The organism is Mesorhizobium sp. B2-3-6 (assembly GCF_006442305.1).
Classification (GTDB): Bacteria; Pseudomonadota; Alphaproteobacteria; order Rhizobiales; family Rhizobiaceae; genus Mesorhizobium.
In genome coordinates this window covers 366594-387569 of sequence record NZ_VFVW01000004.1, presented here as the reverse complement: position 1 = coordinate 387569, position 20976 = coordinate 366594, and the positions used below count along the sequence as shown (strand labels likewise).

Sequence of the window (20976 nt, the reverse complement as noted above, 5' to 3'; positions counted from 1 at the left end):
CGGCAGCGGACAGCCGTCGGCGAATATCAATCCATATGTGCCGCCGGCGCGCCGCCAGCCGGCGCCGTCTTCGGCTTGCGCAGCAGGATCACGAACGGAATGGCGGCCAGCGTCATTATCATCAGGATTTTGAAGTCGTTGACGTAAGAGATCATCATCGCCTGGATGTTCACCATCCTGTCGACCTGGGACAATGCCATCTGGTCGCCGCCGGCCGCCGCCGGCGAAACCGCCCACAGATTGGGGTTGAACGGATTGATAAAGGTGGAAAGCTCGGCGTGATTTATCTGTGTATTGCGCACCATGAGCACCGTCACGACCGATACGCCGATGGACGAGCCGAGGTTGCGCACAAGGCTGAACAAAGCCGTGGCATCGGTGCGGAAGCGCACGTCAAGCGTGGCGAAGGCCACCGTCGACAGCGGCACGAATACCATTCCCATTCCCAGGCCCTGGATGATGCCGGAAGTGATGATCAGCCAGTTGTCCATCTGGGGCGAGAAGCCGGCCATCGTGTAGAGCGACTGCGCGGTCAGGAGGAAGCCGATGACGACGAGGATTCTGGCGTCGACCTTGCTCATGAGCCGGCCGACGACGAGCATCGAGATCATCGTCCCCACGCCGCGCGGCCCGATCACGATGCCGATGGTGATGGTCGGATAGCCGAAGATGGTCGACAGCATCGGCGGCAGCAGCGACATGCTCGCCAGGATGAGCACGCCCATGACGAAGATGAACGCCAGCCCGGTCACGAAATTGCGGTCGAGGAAGATCTTGGGGTCGATGAAGGGATGCTCCGCGGTCATCGTGTGGATGATGAACACCCAGAAGCCGGTTATCGAAAGGCCAAGCTCGATCCAGATCTCGACCGACGAGAACCAGTCGACCTCGCCACCACGATCGAGCAGCAGCTGCAGAGCGCCGACGCCGAGCGATATCATGGCGAAGCCGAAGAAATCGAAGCTTCGCACCCGCCGCGCAATGGCCGGCAGATAAGCGGCCATGCCGAGGAAGGCGACGATGCCGACCGGCAGGTTGATAAAGAACACCCAGCGCCAGCTGAAATTCTCGGTCAGCCAGCCACCAAGCGTGGGACCCAGAATCGGCCCCAGCATAATGCCGGCGCCCCAGATGGCCATTGCCTGGCCGTGGCGTTCCTTCGGGTTGATGTCGAGCAGGAAGGTCTGCGACAGGGGCACGATCGCGGCGCCGAACACGCCTTGCATGAGCCGGAACAACACAATGGTTTCAAGGCTCCAGGCCAGGCCGCACAGCATCGAGAAGATGGTGAAGCCGACCACCGCCGTCAGGAACAGTTCCTTGCGGCCGAAACGGTCCGCAAGCCAGCCGGTGACCGGCGTCATGATCGCCGCCGCCACGATGTAGGAGGTCAGCACCCAGTTGATGTTGTCGGGCGAGGCGCCGAGATCGCCGGTCATGGTCGGTAGCGCGACGTTGGCGATCGTGGTGTCGAGCGCCTGCATGATCGTCGCCAGCATGAGCGCAACCGTGATCAGGCCACGATGCGGCACTTCTTTGAAAGGTTCTGGCGTGCTCATGATGCGGAACTTCCAGCCGGTAACAAAAACGTGTACACAGGGTTTCCGGGCGGCAAAGCCTTCCGTTGAGAGACCCTCATCGCGGTGGGACGCGATTATCGATGTGGGGGTTACATCGACCGAAAGTCTCGATTGAGCGGATGCCTGCCGCCCGGAAACATGAGGACCGACGGGTCCGTGTCGAAGATTTCAGCTTTCGATCAAGCCGCGATGCGGTTTGCCCCGAAGGCTGACCCTTTAACTCCTCCCATCAGACCAATCCCCCTGCTCAGTGCGTCCACCCGCATGATCCCCGCGGGCTTCCGCTGATTTACTTCGCGACCTCGCCAGCCGTGGCGTGGCCGAAAATGCCAGGCAGGCCGCGCGCCACGCCCGTGTCGACGGTAACGGCCGCGCTCATGCCTGTGCGCAGCATCATCTTGGCGTCGGGATCGCTCAGCTCCAGGCGGACCGGAATGCGCTGGGTGACCTTGACCCAGTTGCCGGTAGCGTTCTGGGCGGGCAGAAGCGAGAAGTCCGCTCCGGTGCCGGCGCCGATAGCCTTGACGGTCGCTTCGAAGGTCCTGCCCGGATAGGTGTCGACCACGATTTCTGCCTTCTGGCCCGGCTTCATATTGGTCAGCTGTGTTTCCTTGAAATTGGCGTCGATCCAGGTATCGCCGGTCTCGACCAGCGAGAACAGCGGCGTGCCGGAGCCGACATACTGGCCGACCTTGAAGGACGCGGCCTGGTAGACGACGCCATCGGCAGGCGCCTTCACCGTGGTCTGCGCCAGGTCGTAGGCAGCCTTGTCGCGCGCTGCGAGCGCCGACATCACGGTCGGATGTTTGTCGGTCTCGATATCGGGATTGCCGCCCAGCGCCGCCTTGGCGCTGACGATGCCCTGTTGGGCGACGGCAAGCTGCTGCTTTGCCTTATCGAGATCGTTCCTGGCCTCATCGAGCGAAGACTTGGCGTTGATACCTTTCTGGGCGAGATCGGCGGCACGGTCGTATTGCGACTGGGCATAGGCAACTTCGCTGCTGGCGGATTTCTCCTGCGCCATGGCCTGGCTGTAGGCGGCACGCAGCTGCTCGACGTTGAGCCGCGCCGCTGCCACCGCCGCGTCGGCCTGCGCAAGTGCGATCCGGTAAGGCTCGGGGTCAATGGCGAAGAGAAGATCGCCTTGCTTCACCCTCTGATTGTCCGAGATGGCGACCTGGACGATGCGGCCCGCCGTATCCGAGGCGATCGATACCTTGGCCTGCTGCAGGTTGGCGTTCTCCGTCTCCTGGTAGCGCCCCCCAGTGACCCAGACATAGCCGCCACCAATGACCAACGCCGCCGGCAGGGCGAACATCAACAAGAAGCGGCCGAGACGGCGCTTCTTCTTTGGCGCCGGCGCCGGCTCTGCCGGAGGTGTCATTGTAACAGGGGCCGCGGCCGGCTGCTGCGGCGCTTCCATTTCCACTTTGGCGGCGTTTTCGTCGACCTTGGCTACCGCGTTCATGCTGCTGCGCCTTCCGTATTCTTGACCTTGTCGCAGGACGGTGAATCGCCATCCGCGAGATTCTGTGCCATCGCATCCAATGCCCTGATCAGGACGCGGCGATCGTCCGGCGAAACGCCGGTCAGCGACTCCTCATAGACTTCGCCGGCGAGGCTCTTGACCTCCGCATACGCGGCACTTGCCTTGGGAGTTGGGAAGATCATGCGCACGCGGCGGTCGGCGGCGTCGGAGCGGCGCTCGATCCAGCCGCCCTCCTCCATCCGGTCGACCAGCCGCGAGACGCTGATCGGCTCGATTTCCAGCAGTTCGGCAAGCCGCGCCTGCGAAACGCCCGCTTCCTTGGCGACGCGAACCATCAGGCGCCATTGCGCCGAGGACAGGCCAAGGCCGCTGGCGCGCGCTTCGAAGCGCTTTCGCATCAGCCGCTGCACGTCGTGGATCAAAAATCCCAATCTGTCTACGCCTTCGGAAACCATGAGTGGCATATATAATAAGCGTGCTTATCATTCAAGTCCGGCATTGTTCCAGAAGCCGGCAAACGTGCATGGCAGCCATGCAGCACAATCATGGCTGCGTCCGATGATTTCGGCCGCCGCGACACCCATTACAAGCGGTTGCGGATCAGCATGGTGACAACGAAGAAGGCGCCGAGCGAGCTGGTGATGATGCCGATCGGCAGTTCCTGCGGCGGCAGCAATGTGCGCGCCAGAAGGTCGCTTGCCAGCAACAGCACCGCCCCGAACAGCGCGCAACTTACGATCAGGCGCAGATGCAGCGGACCAGCCAGCGGCCGCGACAGATGCGGGATCATGAGGCCGACGAAGCCGATGACGCCGGCGACCGAAACCAGGATCGCGGTCGAAAAAGCGGCGACCAGAAACGTCGTCCGTCGCATTCGCGCCACCGGCACGCCAAGACTTTCGGCGGCATTTTCGCCGGCCAGGAAAGCGTCCAGCCGGCGATGATTCCACAGCCCGTACGCCGCAATCGTGCCGGCCCCAAGCGCACCCAGCCAGATATTGTCCCACCGCGCCAGGCCGAGCCCGCCCATCGTCCAGAACAGCACCGAATGGGCGGCGCGCTGGTCACCGGCAAAGACCAGGTAATTGGTCAATGCGGTGAACATGAAGGAGACCGCAAGTCCGGCGAGGATCAGCCGTTCGGGGCCTTGTCCCCTCACCCGCGCAACCAGCAAAAGCACAACGCAAGCCGCCAGAATACCGCCGGTGAACGCAGCGATCGGTAGCGTCCAGATCCCGAAACTGTCGCCGAAGACGGTGATGACGGAGACAGCGCCGGCGGCGGCTCCCGACGAGAGGCCGAACAGGAACGGATCGGCAAGATCGTTGCGCGTCACCGTCTGTAACAGCGCGCCGACCACGCCCAGGCCGCCGCCGACACAGATGGCCAGGATTATGCGCGGCAATCTGAGGTCGACGACGATCCTGCCGACCGGGCCGGACACGTCATGCCCCTTCAATCCGATCGCATGGCCAAGTGCTGCAACGACGTCGCCCAACGGAATCATCGTCGAGCCATAGGCGATCGACAGCAGCGCGAACGCGGCGATTGCCAACGCCGCCGCCGTCATGGCCAATAGGAATGCCTTGTGCCGCAAAGTCATGTTCCCGGTTAAAACGCTTCCGGATGCATCGCCCTGGCAATCTTGCCGATCGCGTCGATATTGGCCGGCCCGGGTGTCAGTTCGGCATAGCGAAGCGCCGCGAAGCGTTCGTTCCTGACCGCGTCCGTCTCCTTCATTGCCGGATGCGCTTTCAGGAAATCGAGCAGCTTCCGGTAGCCGCCGCCATCCTGATAGTCGAGCAGGATGAGGAATTGCGGATTGCGCGAGGCCACCGTCTCCCAATCCGTGTTGCCCCAGCTGGTGTCCATGTCGGCCATGATGTTGTCGCCGCCGGCCGCGGAAATCATGGCGTTGGGAATGGCGAACTTGCCTGATGTGAACGGCTTGTCCTCGCCGGAATCATAGAGGAACACGCGCGTTCCCCTGCGGGCGCCGACCTTGGCCGTGATTTCGGCGAGCTGCGCCTTCCAGCCGGAGACGAGCTTATCCGCTTCGGCCTCCTTGCCGAAGATCTTGCCCAGCTTCTCGACATCGCCATAGAGCAGGTCCATCGAAGCGGCGGGGCGGTTCTTGTCGAGATGGACGCAGCTTTCCGTCAGCACCAGGGTCTTGATGCCGTGTTGCGCCAGCGTATCGGGCGTCACCTCGCCGCCCGGCTTCATGCCGTAATACCAGCCGGCGAAGAAGAAGTCGGGCTCGACAGCGACCAGGTTTTCCAGCGTCGGATATTTGGGCGCCAGTTCGGGGATCGAGCTCTGTTCGGCCTTGAATTCGGGGCCGACCTTGTACCATCCAGTGATGCCGGTCAGGCCGACGATCGACGGCTGCAGCTTCAGTGCGAAGGCCATCTCGGCCATGTTGAGATCGTGAATGACGGCACGCTTTGGAGGTGCGTCGAAGGTCAGCGGCTTGCCGCAGCTGTCGACCGTCACCGGAAAGGCGAAGGCCGTAGAGCCGAGCAGGGAGAAGGCAAGAGACACGGCAAGGCGTTTCACGGATGTTGCTCCTTGTTGAACAGGATCTGCCGGAAATGGCTTCGATCACGAAGATGGCGCGGCACGGTTCGGAACCTCGAACACCGTCAGCTCGCGGTCCTCCGTCGGGTGGCGCAACCTAAAGACGTCGATACCGAAGATCTCGCGGATCAGCTGCTGGGTGAGTGCTTCGCGTGGCGGCGCCAGCACATGCAACCGGCCATGGCTCATCACCGCGACCCTGGTGGCGAAAGGCGTCACCAGCGCCAGATCGTGCAGCACCGCGATCACGGTCATGCCGAGGCCTGCAACCAGTTCGAGCAACTCGCTGCGCGCCCGCGGGTCGAGATGGTTGGTCGGCTCGTCGAGGAACAGGATCTTCGGCTCCTGCGCGATGGCGCGGGCAAGCTGGGCGCGCTGGCGCTCGCCGCCCGAGAGCGAGCCGATGGTGCGGCCAAGCAGCGGCAACAGCCCGGTCCGGCGCAGAGCCTCGACGACAATGTCGCGTTCCTCGCTCCTGTGCCTGCGGCCGGTATGCGGAACCCGGCCGAGCTCGACATAGTCGATCACCGCCAGCCGTGGATCCGGTTGATCGGTCTGGCCGACGACGGCGATGTGCAGCGCCCGCTCGGCGGTCGAAATCCTGTCCAGCAAGCGCCCGGTTAGCTTCACTTCGCCCGAACTCGGCCTCAGCATGCCCGATAGCATGCGCAGCAATGTCGTCTTGCCGGCGCCGTTGGGACCGATGATGGCGAGACGGTCGCCCGCCGCCACCGAAAGGCTGACCGGATACACCAGATGCAGGCCATCCGCCGCTGCGGCCAGGTCGCGGGCATCGAGAAGCGGCGCGGTCATGGGCAATTCCTTGCAGGGCCTGCCGGAATACGGGCCAGCGTCTTGCTTGCCAGTCCTGCCGGACGCTGGCCTGAATTCACCTCGGTGGCGATATCGCGGCAAAGCGTGCACACGACGATGCGATGCATGGCAATGCGATGTATGCGATCGATGGAGCCGTCCAACTTCCGTCACTTTCAAAATGGCGACGGAAGGAAGCTGGCTTGAACCGGTCGACAAGACCGAAACCTGCGTCTCCTCCCGGCACACCCCGTCCGGTCAACTCATGCAGATGGCAGGTCTCCTGGCTCGCGGGTCGTTGCGCCATCCTGCCTTCCCAGCCTTGCCGGCCAGTGGCTTCTCGGATTTTGCTCGCCGCTTACAGTTGCGGGGGCAGCCATGGCTTCGACCCGAAAATCGGGCCTCACCATGTTCCCTTTTCACCCCTCGCCTTGCGGCGCGGGGACCATCACGAGTCGCAGCCTAGGATGCAGGCAGCGTCGAGGCAAGGTCGATGCATGTTCTGTTATAACGATACAAACGTGTGGTCAATCACTATCGCGCGCCACCAGTTCCAGCGGCCAGACCTCGCGAATGATCTCTGGCCCTTTCGCGCCGGCGAAAGCCGGGAGCGAGGCGAGCAGGATTTCGCCGAGCCGCCGCCCCATCGGGTCAAGGCTCGGACGAAAGCCGGTCAGCGCCGGCGAGAAATAACGGCAGAGCGGCGTGTCGACGATGACGATCACCGCGACATCCTGCCCGGGCTTTATCCCCATTTCGGCGAGCGCTTTGCAGCCGCCGAGCGCCATCGAGTCGTTGTTGAAGATAATCGCGGTCGGCGGATCCTTCGACCGCATGACTTGCGGTGTCACCGCGTAGCCACCGGCTTCGTTGATAAAACCGTCCACAATCAGGCCGGGATCGACTTCGATGCCGTGCCGCCGCAGCGCCTTGCAATAACCCTCCAGAAACAGATAACCGAAATTCAGGTCAAGCGACGGCCGGATGGCGGCGATGCGGCGGTGGCCACGCGCAACCAGCCGGTCGACCGCATCGGCGCCCGCCTTCTCGAAATCCAGATCCAGAGAGGGATAGCTGTCGTCGCCGGACCGGCTTCGGCCGAGCGTCGCGAAGGGAAAGCCGGCCTTGCTCAGATAGTCGATGCGATCGTCCTCGCGCCGCGTCCAGGCCAGTACGACGGCATCGGCACGACGCGTCTCGACGACGCGGCGCAGCCGCTCCTGTTGATAATCCGCCGGCGCGCCCATGACGATGATCAGATCCAGCCCGCACTCGGCCAATGTCGCTTGCAGTCCGGTGAGGAACGGAATGAAGAACGGCTCGCCATACTGCTGGTCGCCCGGATGCGGCTGCAGCATGAAAGCCACGGCATGGGTGGTGCCGCGGCGTAGGTTCCTGCCCGAGTGGTTCGGTGAATAATTGAGCTTCCGGGCCGCCTCGAGCACGCGCTGGCGTGTCTCGGCGTTCACGTCGGCGCGCCCGTTAAGCGCGCGCGAGACTGTACCGATCGAAATGTTCAGGTGCCGCGCAAGATCGTGAATGCTGGACGCCAAGACCTCCCCCTCCTGCTTCTGGCTAGCACCAGCCGGTCGTGCGGCCAAGGCGTTTCAGAGCCGACGGTACAAATCCGATTGACAATATATGCCATCGGGTGTGTCATCGTAAACGTTTACGGAAGTCATTTACGGACTGCCGTGGGTGCCAGCCAGGAGGGGTTGGCCGGAGGAGCGCTGGATGATGCACGTCGTCCTGGTCGGGTGCGGAGCCATGAGCAAAACCTGGCTCGAGGCCATCAGCCAATCCCCTGCCGTCAAGATCGTCGGTCTCGTCGACCTCGACGCCGACAGGGCGCGCCAGCGGGCACGCGAATACGACCTCGCCGGGGTCGCGATCGGGACCGATCTCGACGTCGTTCTCTCCCAGACCAGACCCGATGCGGTGTTCGACGTGGTCGTGCCTGCCGCCCGTCGCGCCGTGGCGAATTCGGCCTTTGCCCATGGCTGTCATCTGTTGACGGAAAAGCCGCTGGCCGACAGCCCGGACAATGCGCGCGCCATCATCGACGATGCGCGGCGCGCGCGACGCGTCCATGCCGTGGTGCAGAACCGCCGCTACGTCGCCAACGTCCGGCGCATCCGGCGCTTCCTCGGCTCCGGCGCCATCGGCGCTGCGACCAGCATCCATGCCGATTTTTTCATTGCGCCGCATTTCGGCGGTTTCCGCGAAGGCATGCGCCATGTGCTGCTGCTCGACATGGCGATCCATACATTCGACGCCGCCCGCTACATGGTCGATGGCGAGCCGACCGAAGTGTATTGTCGAGAATGGGAGCCGGCCAATTCCTGGTACCGGCAGGGATCGTCCGCAAGCGCCACCTTCGAGCTCGGCCAGGGCAAGATGTTCACCTATCGCGGCAGTTGGTGCGCCGACGGTTTCCGCACCAGTTGGGAAGGCAGTTGGCGCATCGTCGGCGAACGCGGCAGCCTGACCTGGGATGGGCATGACGAGTTGAAGGCCGAAGCCGTGCTGCCGGAACGCGAAGGCCTGCTCGACAAGGTCGTGCCGGTAGCGGTGCCGCCGCTCGACCCTGCCGACCGCATCGGCGGGCATCTCGGCGTCATGGAAGATTTCGTCCGCGCCGTGGACACCGGCACCGAGCCGGAGACGCGCGGCGCCGACAATATCAAGAGCCTGGCCATGGTTTTCGCGGCCATCGAAAGCGCCGAGACCGGGCGCCGGATCGAAATCCCCAGGCAGGAAGGATGACCATGGCGGACCCGCTTCTCGACATCAGGATCGGCACCATGGTGCGGGCCAATCTCGAAGATCCGGCCGCCTATATCAGGCAGATCCTGCCGCTCGGTTTCGAGAGCGTCCAGCCCTTCTTCTGGCAGACGCTGGGCGGCAAGGACCTAGGGCGGCTCGCAGGCGAGATCCGCGACGCCATCGGCGATGCCGATGTCAGCGTCAGCTCGATCGGCGTGTTCGGCAATCCACTCGAGAGCGGCGACACCGACCGCGGCGTGCTCAAGGCCTGGGAAACGGTGATCGACAGCGCGCATCTGTTCGGCACCAATCTGGTCAGCGGTTTTACCGGCCGCATCCGCGGCAAGCCGCTGACCAACAGCCTGCCGCGCTACCGCGAAGTCTGGGGCGAATTGGCCAAACGCGCGGCCGACAAGGGCGTGCGCATCGCCTTCGAGAATTGCGCCATGGATGGCAACTGGGCCGCCGGCGACTGGAACATCGCCCATAATCCGGACGCCTGGGAACTGATGTTCAACGAATTGCCGGATGAGAATCTGGGTCTGGAATGGGAGCCCTGCCATCAGTTGGTCTATCTGATCGACCCGATCCCGCAGATCCGCAAATGGGCGCATCGCATCTTCCATGTCCACGGCAAGGACGCGACGGTGCGCTGGGATGTCATACGCGAGCACGGCGTCTTCGGCCGCCTGCCCTTCGTGCAGATGCGCACGCCCGGCTTCGGCGACAGCGACTGGACGCGGGTGATCAGCGAATTGCGGCTGGCCGGATACAAGGGCGCCATCGACATCGAAGGTTGGCACGACCCGGTCTATCGCGACGATCTTGAAATGACAGGCCAGGTCCGCGCGCTGGAATACCTCCAGCAATGCAGGGGAGGCCTGAGCTACCTGCCGAACCCGACGTGAGGATTGGCCGGCGGGAGGAGCCGGACGGGATTGCCGAAGCAGATGTCGAAACCCTCGCTCGCGAGGACAAAAGGGAGGAACGTGCATGAGCATCGCCAAGAGAACGACACTTCTGCGCACGACCGTGGTGGCGACCGCCACGGCGCTCGCCGCCGCCATCTCCACCTTGCCGGCACAGGCGCTCGACGCGCAATGGTGCAAGGACGTCCACATCCGTTTCTTCGTCGGCGGCGCCGAGGGCGACGCTTTCGGCACCATTGTCTACAATGGCGCCAAGCAGGCTGCGGCCGATCTCGGACCGAAAGTGGATTACATCTTCTCAGGCTGGGACATCGAAAAAATGGTCCAGCAGCTGCGCGAGGCGGTCGCCGTCAAGCCCAACGGTATTGCCATGATGGGCCACCCCGGCGACGCCGCCATCATGCCGCTGGCCGAACAAGCGCATAAGGACGGCATCAAGATGATGTACCAGAACGTGCCGGTGCCGACGGTGGTGACGGCCTTCGGCGGCGGCTATGTCGGCGCGCAGCAGGAACAGCAGGGCCGCGCGCTCGGCGCGGAAGCCTTCAAGCTGGCCAAGCTCAAGGCCGGTGACAAGGCAATCATGATCGGCCCGTTCGAGAATGAGAGCCGCGGCGCCCGCGAGCGAGGAACCGTCTCCGCCTTGAAAGAGGCCGGCATCGATGTCGTTCAAATCAATTCCGCAACCGAATGGGCGGCCGATCCGAATCTGGCGATCCCGGTGATCACCGCCGCCTTGCTCAACAACCCCGGCGTAAAGGCCGTCGGCTACCCCGGCGGACAGATGCTCGGCAACGTCCAGACCTATATGACGGCGGCGGGCCGGAAGCCGGGCGACATCTTCAATTTCGGCTTCGACACCAGCCCGCAGATCGTCGAGGCCTTCAAGGGCGGCTGGGTGCAGCTGACCGCCGATCAGCAGCCGTTCATGCAGGGCTATCTGCCGATCCTCAGCCTCTGCCAGCAAGTGGTGCTGGGGCTGGCACCGATGAATGTCGATACCGGCGCCGGCTTCGTCACGCCTGAGAATTACAAGATCGTCGCCGAACTGGCCAAGCAGGCACTGCGCTGACCTCCCAAGCCGCCGGCCGGGGGCTCAGGCCCGGCCGGCGGGACCGCCGGCGAGGCCCGGCATGCGACAAGCAAGCGAGGACCCGATGGCCGAACGCATCATCGAACTGCGCGACATCACGAAATCCTACGGCCAGGTTTACGCGCTTGGCGGGGTCAATCTCAGCGTCGACCGCGGCGAGGTGGTCGGACTGATCGGCGACAATGGCGCCGGCAAGTCGACGCTGATCAAGATCCTCGCCGGCGCGGTCAAGCCGACCAACGGCGAGATCCTCGTTCGCGGCAAGCCGGTCACCGGCTGGAACGCGGCGCGCTCGCGCGACGCCGGCATCGAGACCGTGTTCCAGGACCGGGCGCTGGCCGTGCAGCAGACCATCGTGCGCAATATCTTCATGGGACGCGAACTCACCGGCTTCCTCGGCTGGCTGAAGGTCGGCACCGAAATCAGGGAGGCGAGCCGGCTTATGCGCGAGATCGGCTTCACTTCGAAAGTGTTCACGCCGCAGTCCGTCGTCGGCCAGCTTTCCGGCGGCGAGCGCCAGGGCGTGGCGATCGCGCGCGCCATCTACAAGCAGGCCGACCTGATCATCCTCGACGAGCCGACAACGGCTCTGTCGCTGACCGAAACCGCCAAGGTCTTCCACTTCGTGCGCCAGGTGCGGGCGAGCGGGCGCTCGATCCTGTTCATCGGCCACAACATCCACCATGTCTTCGACATCGCCGACCGTTTCGTCGTGCTCGATCGTGGCACTGTGGCGCTGCAGGCCGACAAGCGCGACATCAAGTCGGCCGACATGCTCGTCAATTTCATGGAAGACCTCGCGCATCCCGGCGGACTGCCCGGCTTGGGCGAAGCCCAGCGCGCGGAGGACACAAGGCCATGAGCAACATCGCGGAACCCAATCGCCAAGCCACCTCGCCCCATGCCGAAATGGGCGAAGCGGCATGGAAGCATCCGTCGGATCATTTGCTGCGCGGCTTCGTTCTCGACAATCGCGCGGCGCTGGGCACGCTCGGCGTGTTCGCGGTGATGATGGTCGCCTTCACCATCGCCAATCCGACCGTGTTCACCACCTGGTTTCTTTACAGCTCCGTGCTGACCACGCTGCCGGTCGCGCTGTTCGTGGTCGTGCCGCTGGTCTTTGTCGTCACCGCCGGCGAAATCGACCTGTCGTTTCCGGCGACGATGGGTTTTGCCTCCTGGGTTTTCGCGCTGGTCGTACAGGCCGGCTACGATCCCTCCCTCGGCATCGTCGCAGCACTCGCCACCGGCATGCTGCTCGGCTTCCTGGTCGGCGTGCTGGTCGTCTATGGCAGCCTGTCGTCGCTGATCGCCACGCTCGGCATGAACTTCCTGCTGCGCGGGCTGATCCAGATCATCAACGAAGGCAAGTCGACCGCGCTGCCGACGCTCGGGCAAAGCTGGACCTATACGATCTTCTCCAGCCAGGTTTACGGGATTCCGGTACAGATCCTGTGGGCGCTCGCCTTCGTCGTGTTCGCCGCGCTGCTCTACAACCGCCACCGCTTCGGCGCGCAGGTGAAGGTGGTCGGCGACAATCCCGACAGCGCCCAGCAGATGGGCATCGACGTCAAGCGGGTGAAGGTCAAGGTGTTCGTCTTCGTCGGCATCGGGGCCGCGATCGGCGGCACCTTCTCGACGATGATCAACTTCACCTGGTGGCCAACCGCCGGCGACGGCTATCTGTTGCCGGTGCTGGCTTCGGTGTTCGTCGGCGGCACGCCGACCTGGGGCGGCATCGGTACCGTGTTTGGCGGCGCTATCGGCGCGCTGACGGTGGCGTTCATCCAGACCGGCGTCGTCGCTGCCGGCCTCAGCGGCTTCTATGTGCAGTTCTTCAACGGGCTGATCATCATCCTGTCGCTGCTTGGCCACCGCTGGAACCAGGCGCGCTACCGCTGAAACGCTACCCAAGGCCGGCCGTTCGGCGCGACCGTCCGAGCTCAATCCGGTAGCTACAACGGCGGCCGCGCGGACGAGAACGCAGGGCCGGGGTCGTCGATTTACGTCACGCGCAATATCGATCAAACTGATGAAATGCGACGCTTTGGTGCACCCAGTGCACTTTCGCTTGATTTAGTGCACCCTCTGCATTAAATTTGGCGCGATGGAACAGCCACATGCCCACTTTGAAGGTTCTCGACGGCATCAAGATTCAGGTCTTTGCGGATGACCATAACCCGCCTCACTTTCACGCGTTGAAGGGTGAGTATGAAGTCCTGATCAGGATTGGCTCATGGAACGTGTTGCGTGGCCAAATGCGTCGCAAAGACCTCGATGCCGTAATCGCTTGGGCTAACTCGCATGAAGAGGAGTTGCGCAATGAATGGACCCGCCTCAATGGTTGACGATATCGTAACAGTCGGCAATCCGCTCCCCAGGATCGCCTCGGTCACCATGATTGATGGCCGCCGCGTGCGCATCACCTGGCGAGACGGCCGCTCCAATACGGTTGACCTGAATCCAGTGTTGAATAGCCATCGACACTTCATTCCGCTTCGCGACGATGACGAGCTGTTTGGAACCATGCGGGTTAACGAAGACGGCAATGCAATCGAGTGGGACGGGGGAATCGAGTTGTCAGCCGAATGGATCGATACCCTGCCCTCAATTGGTATGGAGAACCGGGAATTCCGCCATATCATGGACGATCTGCTGAAATTCTCGCTTGAGGGGATGGCGCTCCAGTTGGAAATCTCCAGGCGCCAAATTGCCAACTATAGAGGATCGACACCGATCCCCAATTCAATCGCGTTGGCTACTCGATATCTCGCCGAGAAGGCCGGTCAACGATGACCCCGTCTGGAGGCGGATAGGCTCGCTGACTGTTCCAAGCATGCGGCTGCTGGCCGCCAGCGCATCGTGGCTTTGGGTTGACGGTCGGTCTGTTACATCGAAGCGTCTGGTTTGGCCTCATCGTAACGAGGCACCATGTCTACCCCATCGGCAGCGCGGGCCACCGGTCCACGAGGCTGCCGCCCGAAAAAACCGCGATCGATCCGAACTGCTGCAGCACCGCCTCGCTTTGCGTCGGGCGCAGGAAGGCGTAGTCGCCTGACCTGGTGGTGGCATCGCCGGGCAGGCCCATGAACTGCTGGTTCGAGGAAAGGCCAAGCAGGCCATTGGTCTCCATGCCTTCGGGAAACACCGGTTCGGCCATCCATTTGCCGCCATAGAGATAGCAACCCTTGCGCGGAAACCGGCCGACCGTCTGCAGCAGGCGGGTGACCGCCGGCGGGCCTGGCAGCATCGGCTCGACCACCTTGAGGATAGGCGTGGCGATGAAGGCCGCGGGCTGGAAGCCGTCGAGGCCGGGCGTGTCGAAATCCCCGGGCAGCACGAAGGCCGACCCGATCGACACTTCGTTGGCCATGCCGCCACGATGAAGCAACGCGGTCTTCGAGCCGCCGATGTTCAGTGTTCGGCGCTGGTCCTCGCCGAGAGCCGCGATGAACGCCGCGGCCCGCTGCGACGCCTGTGCCAGCGCCTTTTTGGGACCGCCGAACAGACCGGGAATGTGCGGCGCGTGCGCCTCGTAGGCCATGACGCCTTCGCAGCGCAGCCGGGCGGGCAGCGCGTTCAATGCCTTCGACAGCGCGCGCGGTTCCGCGAACCCGCCCCGATGCAGCCCGACATCGATCTCGAAAGCGATGCGCAACCCGATGTCCAGTTCGGCGGCCAGAGCGCCGTATTCCGCCAGTCTCTCCTCGCTGTCGATCAGCCAGCAGATACGCGACCAGTCGGCGGTACTGCTTGAAATCGCCTGCTTTGCCGCGCCGACCGGCATCGGCTTGCCGTAGAGCATGTCGGCATCGGGAAAAGCGTCGAGCACCGCGCTTGTGATCGGCGGATGAAACGTCATGAAGCGATGGGTGCCGAGCGCCCCGGCGATGTGCGAAAGCAGCGGCAGGCAAGCAAGCGACTTGTCGACCAGCCGCACGGCAAGGCCGGGCGCCAGTCTCTGCTTCACCAGGTCGATGTTGCGGTCCAGCCGGTCGCGGTCGAGCACGAGACAAGGCTGAAAGACGCCGGCCGCCCTCAACGCATCCGACAGCGCGGTGAAATAGCCGCTCATTGGCCGATGCCGAACAGGCCGGCCATGTAGGGCGAGACGAAACGGTTCTCGGGATCGATGTCTCCCCGAACGGCCATGGCATCATCCCAGCGCGGATAGAGCTTTTTGAGATCCGCCGCCTTTAGGCTGTGCATCTTGCCCCAATGCGGCCGGCCGCCATGCCTGCGGAAGATCGGCTCGGCCGCCCGCATGAAGGGCTCAGGGTCGTTGGCGGCATCGTGGTGAATGGCGATCGAGCAGGTCAGACGCTTGTAGAAGGGCGAAAGCCAGAACATGTCGGGTGCCACCGAGCGCACCTCCATCGGAAAATAAACTTCCGGAAAGTGCTTCTCGGTCAGCTCGATGATCTGCGTGATCACCTTCGGCCCCTCCTCGAAGGGCAGATGATACTCCATCTCGTTGAACTTGGTCTGCCGGTCGCTGGCATAGACGTTGAGCCAGTCCTGCACATAATCCTCGGCCGGCACTTTCTTCACGGCGCCGCGGATCAAGGAGCGGCGCAGCCATGGCAGCCGGCGCAGCGCCCTGCTCAGCTTGCGTAGCGTCGCCAGGCCGGCCTCGTCGTGCTCGGTAGGCCTGGTGGTCGGGTTCGCGTCGCTGAGGTCGCTGGCGATAAACTGCGCGTAGCCGGAAAACGGGATGTAGTAGAATTCGGCCGACCGGTGCGCGGCCATCATCGTCTCGAAATCGCGCAGCATGTCGGCGATCGGCAGCACCCACTTGCGGCGGCGCAGCCGGTAGGTCGCGATGTTGTTCAGCGTGACTTCGCTCAAGATGCCGAAGGCGCCGAGAGCGACCCCCATCGCATGGATCATATCCTGGTCGCGGGTCCGATCGAATTCGCGCAACTCGCCCCGCCCGTCCACGATCTGCACCGTCTCCAACTGGGTGTGATAAGCGCCCAGCGTCAGCCCGGAACCATGGGTGGCGGTGCCCAGCGCGCCGCCGATCGCCTGGCGGTCGATGTCGCCCATATTTGGCAGGCCCTGGCCGATGCCGTGCAGCATGTGCATTAGCGGGCCGAGCCGGGTCCCTGCCCGCACCCGCGCGCGATGGCTTTGTATGTCGTGCGAGACCAGCCCCTCGATCTTCTCCAGGGAAACGATCGAGCTTTGCGATGCCACCAGCGCCGTGAAGGAGTGGCCAGCACCCGCCACCCGCAGCGGCCCAGGTGCCGTGCGCACCAGATCGGCAAGCTCGCCGGCGTCGGTTGGAGTGGCGATCAGCTTCGGCTCGGCGCGCACGAAGCCCGACCAGTTGCTCCAGTTCCGCGCGGTGATCGTCGACATCCAGCCGTCCCGTCAGACGCGCCGACGGCGCATAGTGGCCACGAACAGGCCAAGCAGGGCCACGCTGGCAAACGCGCTTGCCGCGGCGAATTCCGGCACGGGCCGGAAATCCTTGCCATTGATGAGCAGCGACGCCGCCACCGGCCCGATCGCCAAGCCGAAGAGCTGTGCGGCCGGCACCAGCAGCACGGCGGTACGCGTCTCGTCGGCCGTGATCGCCAGCCGGATCTGATAGGGTACGATGAACAACAGGATGAAGCCCATGACCAAGGCGGCGATCCAGAATGTCGTCAGGCCAGGTGCGCTGGCAAGAACAAGGGAGGAGACCAGCGCGACGGCACCGATGGCCGTAATGGCAATGCGGTAATCGATGCGCGCCTCGAACACGGTCGCCGTCATCGCGCCCAGGACCTGCGTCGCCAGGCTGGCCGAGACGATCAGACCGACGGTCCAGCTATCAATCCCATATTGCGCACCGAGCGGTTCCAGGAAGGCCCAGATCGCGCCGAAGAACATGAAGTAGCAGAAGACCGACAATAGCGCGGTGATCGACGGAACCGTCAGCACATTGGCCAGGTTCTCCCCTTTCGGCAGGTCGGCGTAGTCACCGGGTACGGTGAAAGCGGCCGCCAGCGAGACGACGCAGACGACGGCAAGCACGATGAAGCCGCCGGACGACCCCGCCTCGGGAATGACATAGAGTGCCAAAAGCAGAGCGAGCGCACATTGCGCCAGGGTCTGCAGCGTCACGAAATAGCCGCCGATGCGCTCCGCCCGGCGCGAACGGGCGATCAGTTCAGTGGCGATCGCGACCAGGCCGCCCTCAGCCAGCCCGGCGATGGCGCGGGCGGCGATCAGCGCATTGGCGCTTGCGGCATGGGCGGTCCATACATTCGCCAGGGCCAGCAGGATCAAAAGGACGGCGCTTTTCCAGCGCATGTTGCGCGCGGAAAGCAGCATCGCCACCACGGCTGAACCGATGGCGATTGCGATCATCTCCGCCGTGGCGACCAGCGCCAGTTCATCGCCGCTGACATGGCCCTCGGTGTAGAGCGCGCCAAGCAGCACGGGCTGAAGCCCGAGGATCAGCAGCCCGACCGAGCCGATCCATAATGCGGAGCCGAGCTCGACGCCGGTCGGGTTGCCGACCAGCCAATCGCCATTTTCCGCTTGTACGGCTTGCGTCGCAGTCACGAGGCGCCTCCCAACGTCCTTGCAGTGCGATAAAAAAGCTGACAACTTGTCAGCATTACGAAACTGATACTTGATCATGTTTCTTGTCAACCGGGAATTTTGAAGCTCTCGCGAGAGATTGGGCGCATGGCGGAAGCAAGCCGGATGGCGACGGCGCCGAGGCGCAGGCCCAAGCAGGAGCGGAGCCGCGAACGCATCGACGCGATCCTTTCGACGACCATGCGGCTGATCGGCGAAAAAGGCATCGACGCGGTGACGATGAAGGAAGTGGGCGCACTGGCGGGCGGACCGATCGCCACCGTCTACCATTATTTCCCCAACAAATCGGCGATCCTGGCGATGCTCTATGAGCGCTTCTCGGAGGAAAGCCGCGCACGCTTCGGCGAGATCATCGCCGAAATAAGTGGGCTTGAGGACGTGACGGCTGCCGCGGACCGCATGATCGAGGACTATTACCGGCGCGTGGCCGACGACCCGGCCATCCAGGATCTGCAGAACGCGATACAGGCTGACAAGGCGCTGCAGAACCTCGACATTGCTGAGACAAGGCACCAGGCCAAGATGTTCTGCGACCACGTCGCTCCGATGCTGCGGCCCGACCGGCGCGAAGACTTCGCGCGCGTGGTGTTCCTGATCTTCCAGCTTGCCGGCGGCGTCGTGCGGCTAGCGCTGACGCAGGACGAGAAGGAAGGCCGCCGCACGATCGACGACTACAGGTCCATCATCCATACGCAGCTGAGACTGTTTCTGTAGTTTTCGGCGGCGGCTTTCGCGCCCCTCTCCCGTGACATCGACACGTCTTGCGTATCGAAGTATCGGGCGGCAGGATCTCTGACCGGTAGCGGCGGAGCACCCCTCCGCGCCTTGTTTCGCCGTCGATTGCGGGAGGAACCGGCGCATTTCGCATGAAAGGCCAGCGGCAACTGGCACGTTCTGCGAGCGGGCTTTCGCGGAAAACAAAATTTCGCGCCGCTGCCCGCTCGCGCGCGCCTTGACTCTCGCCAGCCAGCAGCCTATTTCACCGCCACGTTAGCACTCGCCCTGGGTGAGTGCTAACCACAGGTCCGGTACCGCCGGGCTTTGTAGATTGTCCGGCTTCGCCGGACGGAGGAACTGTTTCTCACCGTTCTCATCGAGGAAGAAAACATGGCAAAGTCGAAGTTCCGCCCGCTTCATGACCGCGTGGTCGTACGCCGGGTCGAATCCGAATCCAAGACCGCCGGCGGGATCATCATCCCCGACACGGCGAAGGAAAAGCCGCAGGAAGGCGAGATCATCGCCGTCGGCTCCGGCGCCCGCGACGAAGCTGGCAAGCTCGTGCCCCTGGACGTCAAGGCTGGCGACCGCATCCTGTTCGGCAAGTGGTCGGGCACCGAAGTCAAGCTCAATGGCGAAGACCTTCTGATCATGAAGGAATCCGACATTATGGGCATCATCGGCTGAATATCGGCCTTCCCATCAACTGAATCTTGAATCTTCGGGCTCGATCCGAGCCCCTGCCAGGAGTTGAACATGGCTGCCAAAGACGTAAAATTCTCCCGCGACGCCCGTGAGCGCATGCTGCGCGGCGTCAACATCCTCGCCGACGCGGTGAAGGTCACGCTCGGCCCCAAGGGCCGCAACGTCGTCATCGACAAGTCGTTCGGCGCACCGCGCATCACCAAGGACGGCGTCACCGTCGCCAAGGAAATCGAACTTGAGGACAAGTTCGAGAACATGGGCGCGCAAATGGTCCGCGAAGTCGCTTCGAAGACCAACGACATCGCCGGCGACGGCACCACGACCGCGACCGTTCTGGCGCAATCGATCGTCCAGGAAGGCCACAAGGCGGTTGCCGCCGGCATGAACCCGATGGACCTGAAGCGCGGCATCGACCTGGCCGTGACCGAAGTGGTCGCAGCTCTCGGCAAGGCCGCCAAGAAGATCAAGACCTCCGAGGAAGTCGCCCAGGTCGGCACCATCTCGGCCAATGGCGACGAGTCGGTCGGCAAGATGATCGCGGAAGCGATGCAGAAGGTCGGCAACGAAGGCGTCATCACCGTCGAGGAAGCCAAGACCGCCGAGACCGAGCTGGAAGTCGTCGAAGGCATGCAGTTCGACCGCGGCTATCTCTCGCCCTACTTCGTCACCAACCCCGATAAGATGGTTGCCGATCTCGAGGACGCCTACATCCTGCTCCACGAGAAGAAGCTCTCCAACCTGCAGGCCATGCTGCCGGTCCTGGAAGCGGTCGTGCAGACCTCCAAGCCGCTGCTCATCATCTCGGAAGACGTCGAAGGCGAGGCCCTGGCCACGCTGGTCGTCAACAAGCTGCGCGGTGGCCTGAAGATCGCCGCCGTCAAGGCTCCGGGCTTCGGTGACCGCCGCAAGGCCATGCTGGAAGACATCGCCATCCTCACCGGTGGCCAGGTCATCTCCGAAGACCTCGGCATCAAGCTCGAGAATGTCGGCCTCAACATGCTCGGCCGCGCCAAGAAGGTGTCGATCTCGAAGGAGAACACCACCATCGTCGACGGCGCCGGCAAGAAGGCCGAGATCCAGGGCCGCGTTGCCCAGATCAAGCAGCAGATCGAGGAGACCACCTCGGACTACGACAAGGAGAAGCTGCAGGAACGCCTGGCCAAGCTCGCCGGCGGTGTTGCCGTGATCCGCGTCGGCGGTGCGACCGAAGTGGAAGTGAAGGAAAAGAAGGACCGCGTCGATGACGCCCTCAACGCGACCCGCGCGGCCGTGGAAGAAGGCATCGTTGCCGGCGGTGGCGTGGCCCTGCTGCGCGCTTCGGGCAACCTCAAGGCCACCGGCGTCAACTCCGACCAGGCCGCCGGCATCAACATCGTGCGCCGCGCGCTGCAGGCTCCGGCCCGTCAGATCGCTGCCAACGCCGGTGCGGAAGCATCGATCGTTGCTGGCAAGATCCTCGAGAACAAGGGCGCGACCTTCGGCTACAACGCCCAGACCGGCGAATATGGCGACATGATCGCCATGGGTATCGTCGATCCGGTCAAGGTCGTGCGTACGGCTCTCCAGGACGCGGCCTCGGTCGCCGGCCTGCTGGTCACCACCGAAGCCATGATCGCGGAGGCTCCGAAGAAGGAGTCGGCTGGCGGCGGCATGCCTGGCGGCATGGGCGGCGGCGGCATGGGCGGTATGGGCGGCATGGACTTCTAA

At 63.6% G+C, this 20976-nt stretch carries 20 protein-coding genes and 1 riboswitch; of the genes, 10 read left to right on the top strand and 10 right to left on the bottom strand.

The genetic code is table 11. The features are described 5' to 3' along the window. Positions 1-26 precede the first annotated feature (26 nt). The 7 genes from FJ953_RS14450 to FJ953_RS14420 form a co-directional block, all read right to left on the bottom strand. Positions 27-1559: a DHA2 family efflux MFS transporter permease subunit gene (locus FJ953_RS14450; RefSeq protein WP_140494247.1), complete on the bottom strand. Its 1533-nt coding sequence runs from the start codon at positions 1557-1559 to the stop codon at positions 27-29. Between the two features lie 310 nt (positions 1560-1869). Beyond that, positions 1870-3048 carry an HlyD family secretion protein gene (locus FJ953_RS14445; protein WP_140624599.1) on the bottom strand — a complete coding sequence of 393 codons (1179 nt, stop codon included), beginning with the start codon at positions 3046-3048 and terminating at the stop codon, positions 1870-1872. Further along, entirely contained in the window at positions 3045-3524 is a 480-nt protein-coding gene (locus FJ953_RS14440) for a MarR family winged helix-turn-helix transcriptional regulator (RefSeq protein ID WP_140495025.1), read from the bottom strand. The genes FJ953_RS14445 and FJ953_RS14440 overlap by 4 nt, the downstream gene beginning before the upstream one ends. 128 nt (positions 3525-3652) lie before the next feature. Next, the gene (locus FJ953_RS14435) at positions 3653-4672 is read right to left on the bottom strand and encodes an iron ABC transporter permease (protein WP_181171632.1); all 1020 of its coding nucleotides are present in this window, start codon (positions 4670-4672) and stop codon (positions 3653-3655) included. A gap of 8 nt (positions 4673-4680) precedes the next feature. Further along, complete coding sequence (locus tag FJ953_RS14430) at positions 4681-5628, bottom strand: ABC transporter substrate-binding protein (RefSeq protein WP_140624598.1); 948 nt, start codon at positions 5626-5628, stop codon at positions 4681-4683. 45 nt (positions 5629-5673) lie between these two features. Beyond that, positions 5674-6462 (bottom strand): ABC transporter ATP-binding protein, encoded by a 789-nt coding sequence (locus tag FJ953_RS14425; RefSeq protein ID WP_140583805.1) that lies wholly within the window; start codon positions 6460-6462, stop codon positions 5674-5676. Between the two features lie 255 nt (positions 6463-6717). Then, positions 6718-6927, bottom strand: a riboswitch (cobalamin riboswitch). Positions 6928-6989: 62 nt separating this feature from the next. Further along, complete coding sequence (locus FJ953_RS14420; RefSeq protein WP_140494255.1) at positions 6990-8015, bottom strand: LacI family DNA-binding transcriptional regulator; 1026 nt, start codon at positions 8013-8015, stop codon at positions 6990-6992. Between the two features lie 181 nt (positions 8016-8196). Here FJ953_RS14420 and FJ953_RS14415 point away from each other — a divergent pair, with 181 nt between their 5' ends. The 7 genes from FJ953_RS14415 (at position 8197) to FJ953_RS14385 (ending at position 14046) form a co-directional block, all read left to right on the top strand. Continuing rightward, positions 8197-9228, top strand: coding sequence for a Gfo/Idh/MocA family oxidoreductase (locus tag FJ953_RS14415; RefSeq protein ID WP_140624597.1), 1032 nt, complete (start codon positions 8197-8199; stop codon positions 9226-9228). Between the two features lie 2 nt (positions 9229-9230). Beyond that, positions 9231-10136 carry a sugar phosphate isomerase/epimerase gene (locus tag FJ953_RS14410; RefSeq protein ID WP_181171633.1) on the top strand — a complete coding sequence of 302 codons (906 nt, stop codon included), beginning with the start codon at positions 9231-9233 and terminating at the stop codon, positions 10134-10136. 85 nt (positions 10137-10221) lie between these two features. Further along, positions 10222-11229 (top strand): substrate-binding domain-containing protein, encoded by a 1008-nt coding sequence (locus tag FJ953_RS14405; RefSeq protein WP_140565111.1) that lies wholly within the window; start codon positions 10222-10224, stop codon positions 11227-11229. An 85-nt stretch (positions 11230-11314) separates the two neighbouring features. Beyond that, entirely contained in the window at positions 11315-12112 is a 798-nt protein-coding gene (locus FJ953_RS14400; RefSeq protein WP_140624761.1) for an ATP-binding cassette domain-containing protein, read from the top strand. Beyond that, entirely contained in the window at positions 12109-13152 is a 1044-nt protein-coding gene (locus FJ953_RS14395) for an ABC transporter permease (RefSeq protein ID WP_140624595.1), read from the top strand. Before FJ953_RS14400 ends, FJ953_RS14395 begins: the two co-directional genes overlap by 4 nt. A gap of 218 nt (positions 13153-13370) precedes the next feature. Next, positions 13371-13598 (top strand): DUF4160 domain-containing protein, encoded by a 228-nt coding sequence (locus FJ953_RS14390; RefSeq protein ID WP_140494264.1) that lies wholly within the window; start codon positions 13371-13373, stop codon positions 13596-13598. Beyond that, positions 13591-14046, top strand: coding sequence for a DUF2442 domain-containing protein (locus tag FJ953_RS14385; protein WP_181165127.1), 456 nt, complete (start codon positions 13591-13593; stop codon positions 14044-14046). The genes FJ953_RS14390 and FJ953_RS14385 overlap by 8 nt, the downstream gene beginning before the upstream one ends. 139 nt (positions 14047-14185) lie before the next feature. Here the strand turns inward: FJ953_RS14385 and FJ953_RS14380 are convergent, their stop codons facing one another. From FJ953_RS14380 to FJ953_RS14370, 3 genes are read right to left on the bottom strand one after another with little or no spacing between them, the layout of a single operon-like run. Next, positions 14186-15325, bottom strand: coding sequence for a DSD1 family PLP-dependent enzyme (locus FJ953_RS14380; protein WP_140624594.1), 1140 nt, complete (start codon positions 15323-15325; stop codon positions 14186-14188). Further along, on the bottom strand, positions 15322-16614 hold the full coding sequence (locus FJ953_RS14375) for a D-arabinono-1,4-lactone oxidase (protein WP_140624593.1): 1293 nt from the start codon (positions 16612-16614) through the stop codon (positions 15322-15324). The genes FJ953_RS14380 and FJ953_RS14375 overlap by 4 nt, the downstream gene beginning before the upstream one ends. Before the next feature lie 12 nt (positions 16615-16626). Continuing rightward, entirely contained in the window at positions 16627-17808 is a 1182-nt protein-coding gene (locus FJ953_RS14370) for an MFS transporter (protein ID WP_140557121.1), read from the bottom strand. 126 nt (positions 17809-17934) lie between these two features. Here FJ953_RS14370 and FJ953_RS14365 point away from each other — a divergent pair, with 126 nt between their 5' ends. The 3 genes from FJ953_RS14365 to groL all read left to right on the top strand — a co-directional run bounded on the left by FJ953_RS14365 (position 17935) and on the right by groL (position 20976). Further along, on the top strand, positions 17935-18561 hold the full coding sequence (locus tag FJ953_RS14365) for a TetR/AcrR family transcriptional regulator (protein WP_224519165.1): 627 nt from the start codon (positions 17935-17937) through the stop codon (positions 18559-18561). Between the two features lie 393 nt (positions 18562-18954). Beyond that, entirely contained in the window at positions 18955-19251 is a 297-nt protein-coding gene (gene groES, locus FJ953_RS14360) for a co-chaperone GroES (protein ID WP_006203049.1), read from the top strand. A 69-nt stretch (positions 19252-19320) separates the two neighbouring features. Beyond that, a complete protein-coding gene (gene groL / locus FJ953_RS14355; protein WP_140494274.1) occupies positions 19321-20976 on the top strand; it encodes a chaperonin GroEL in 1656 nt (551 codons plus the stop codon).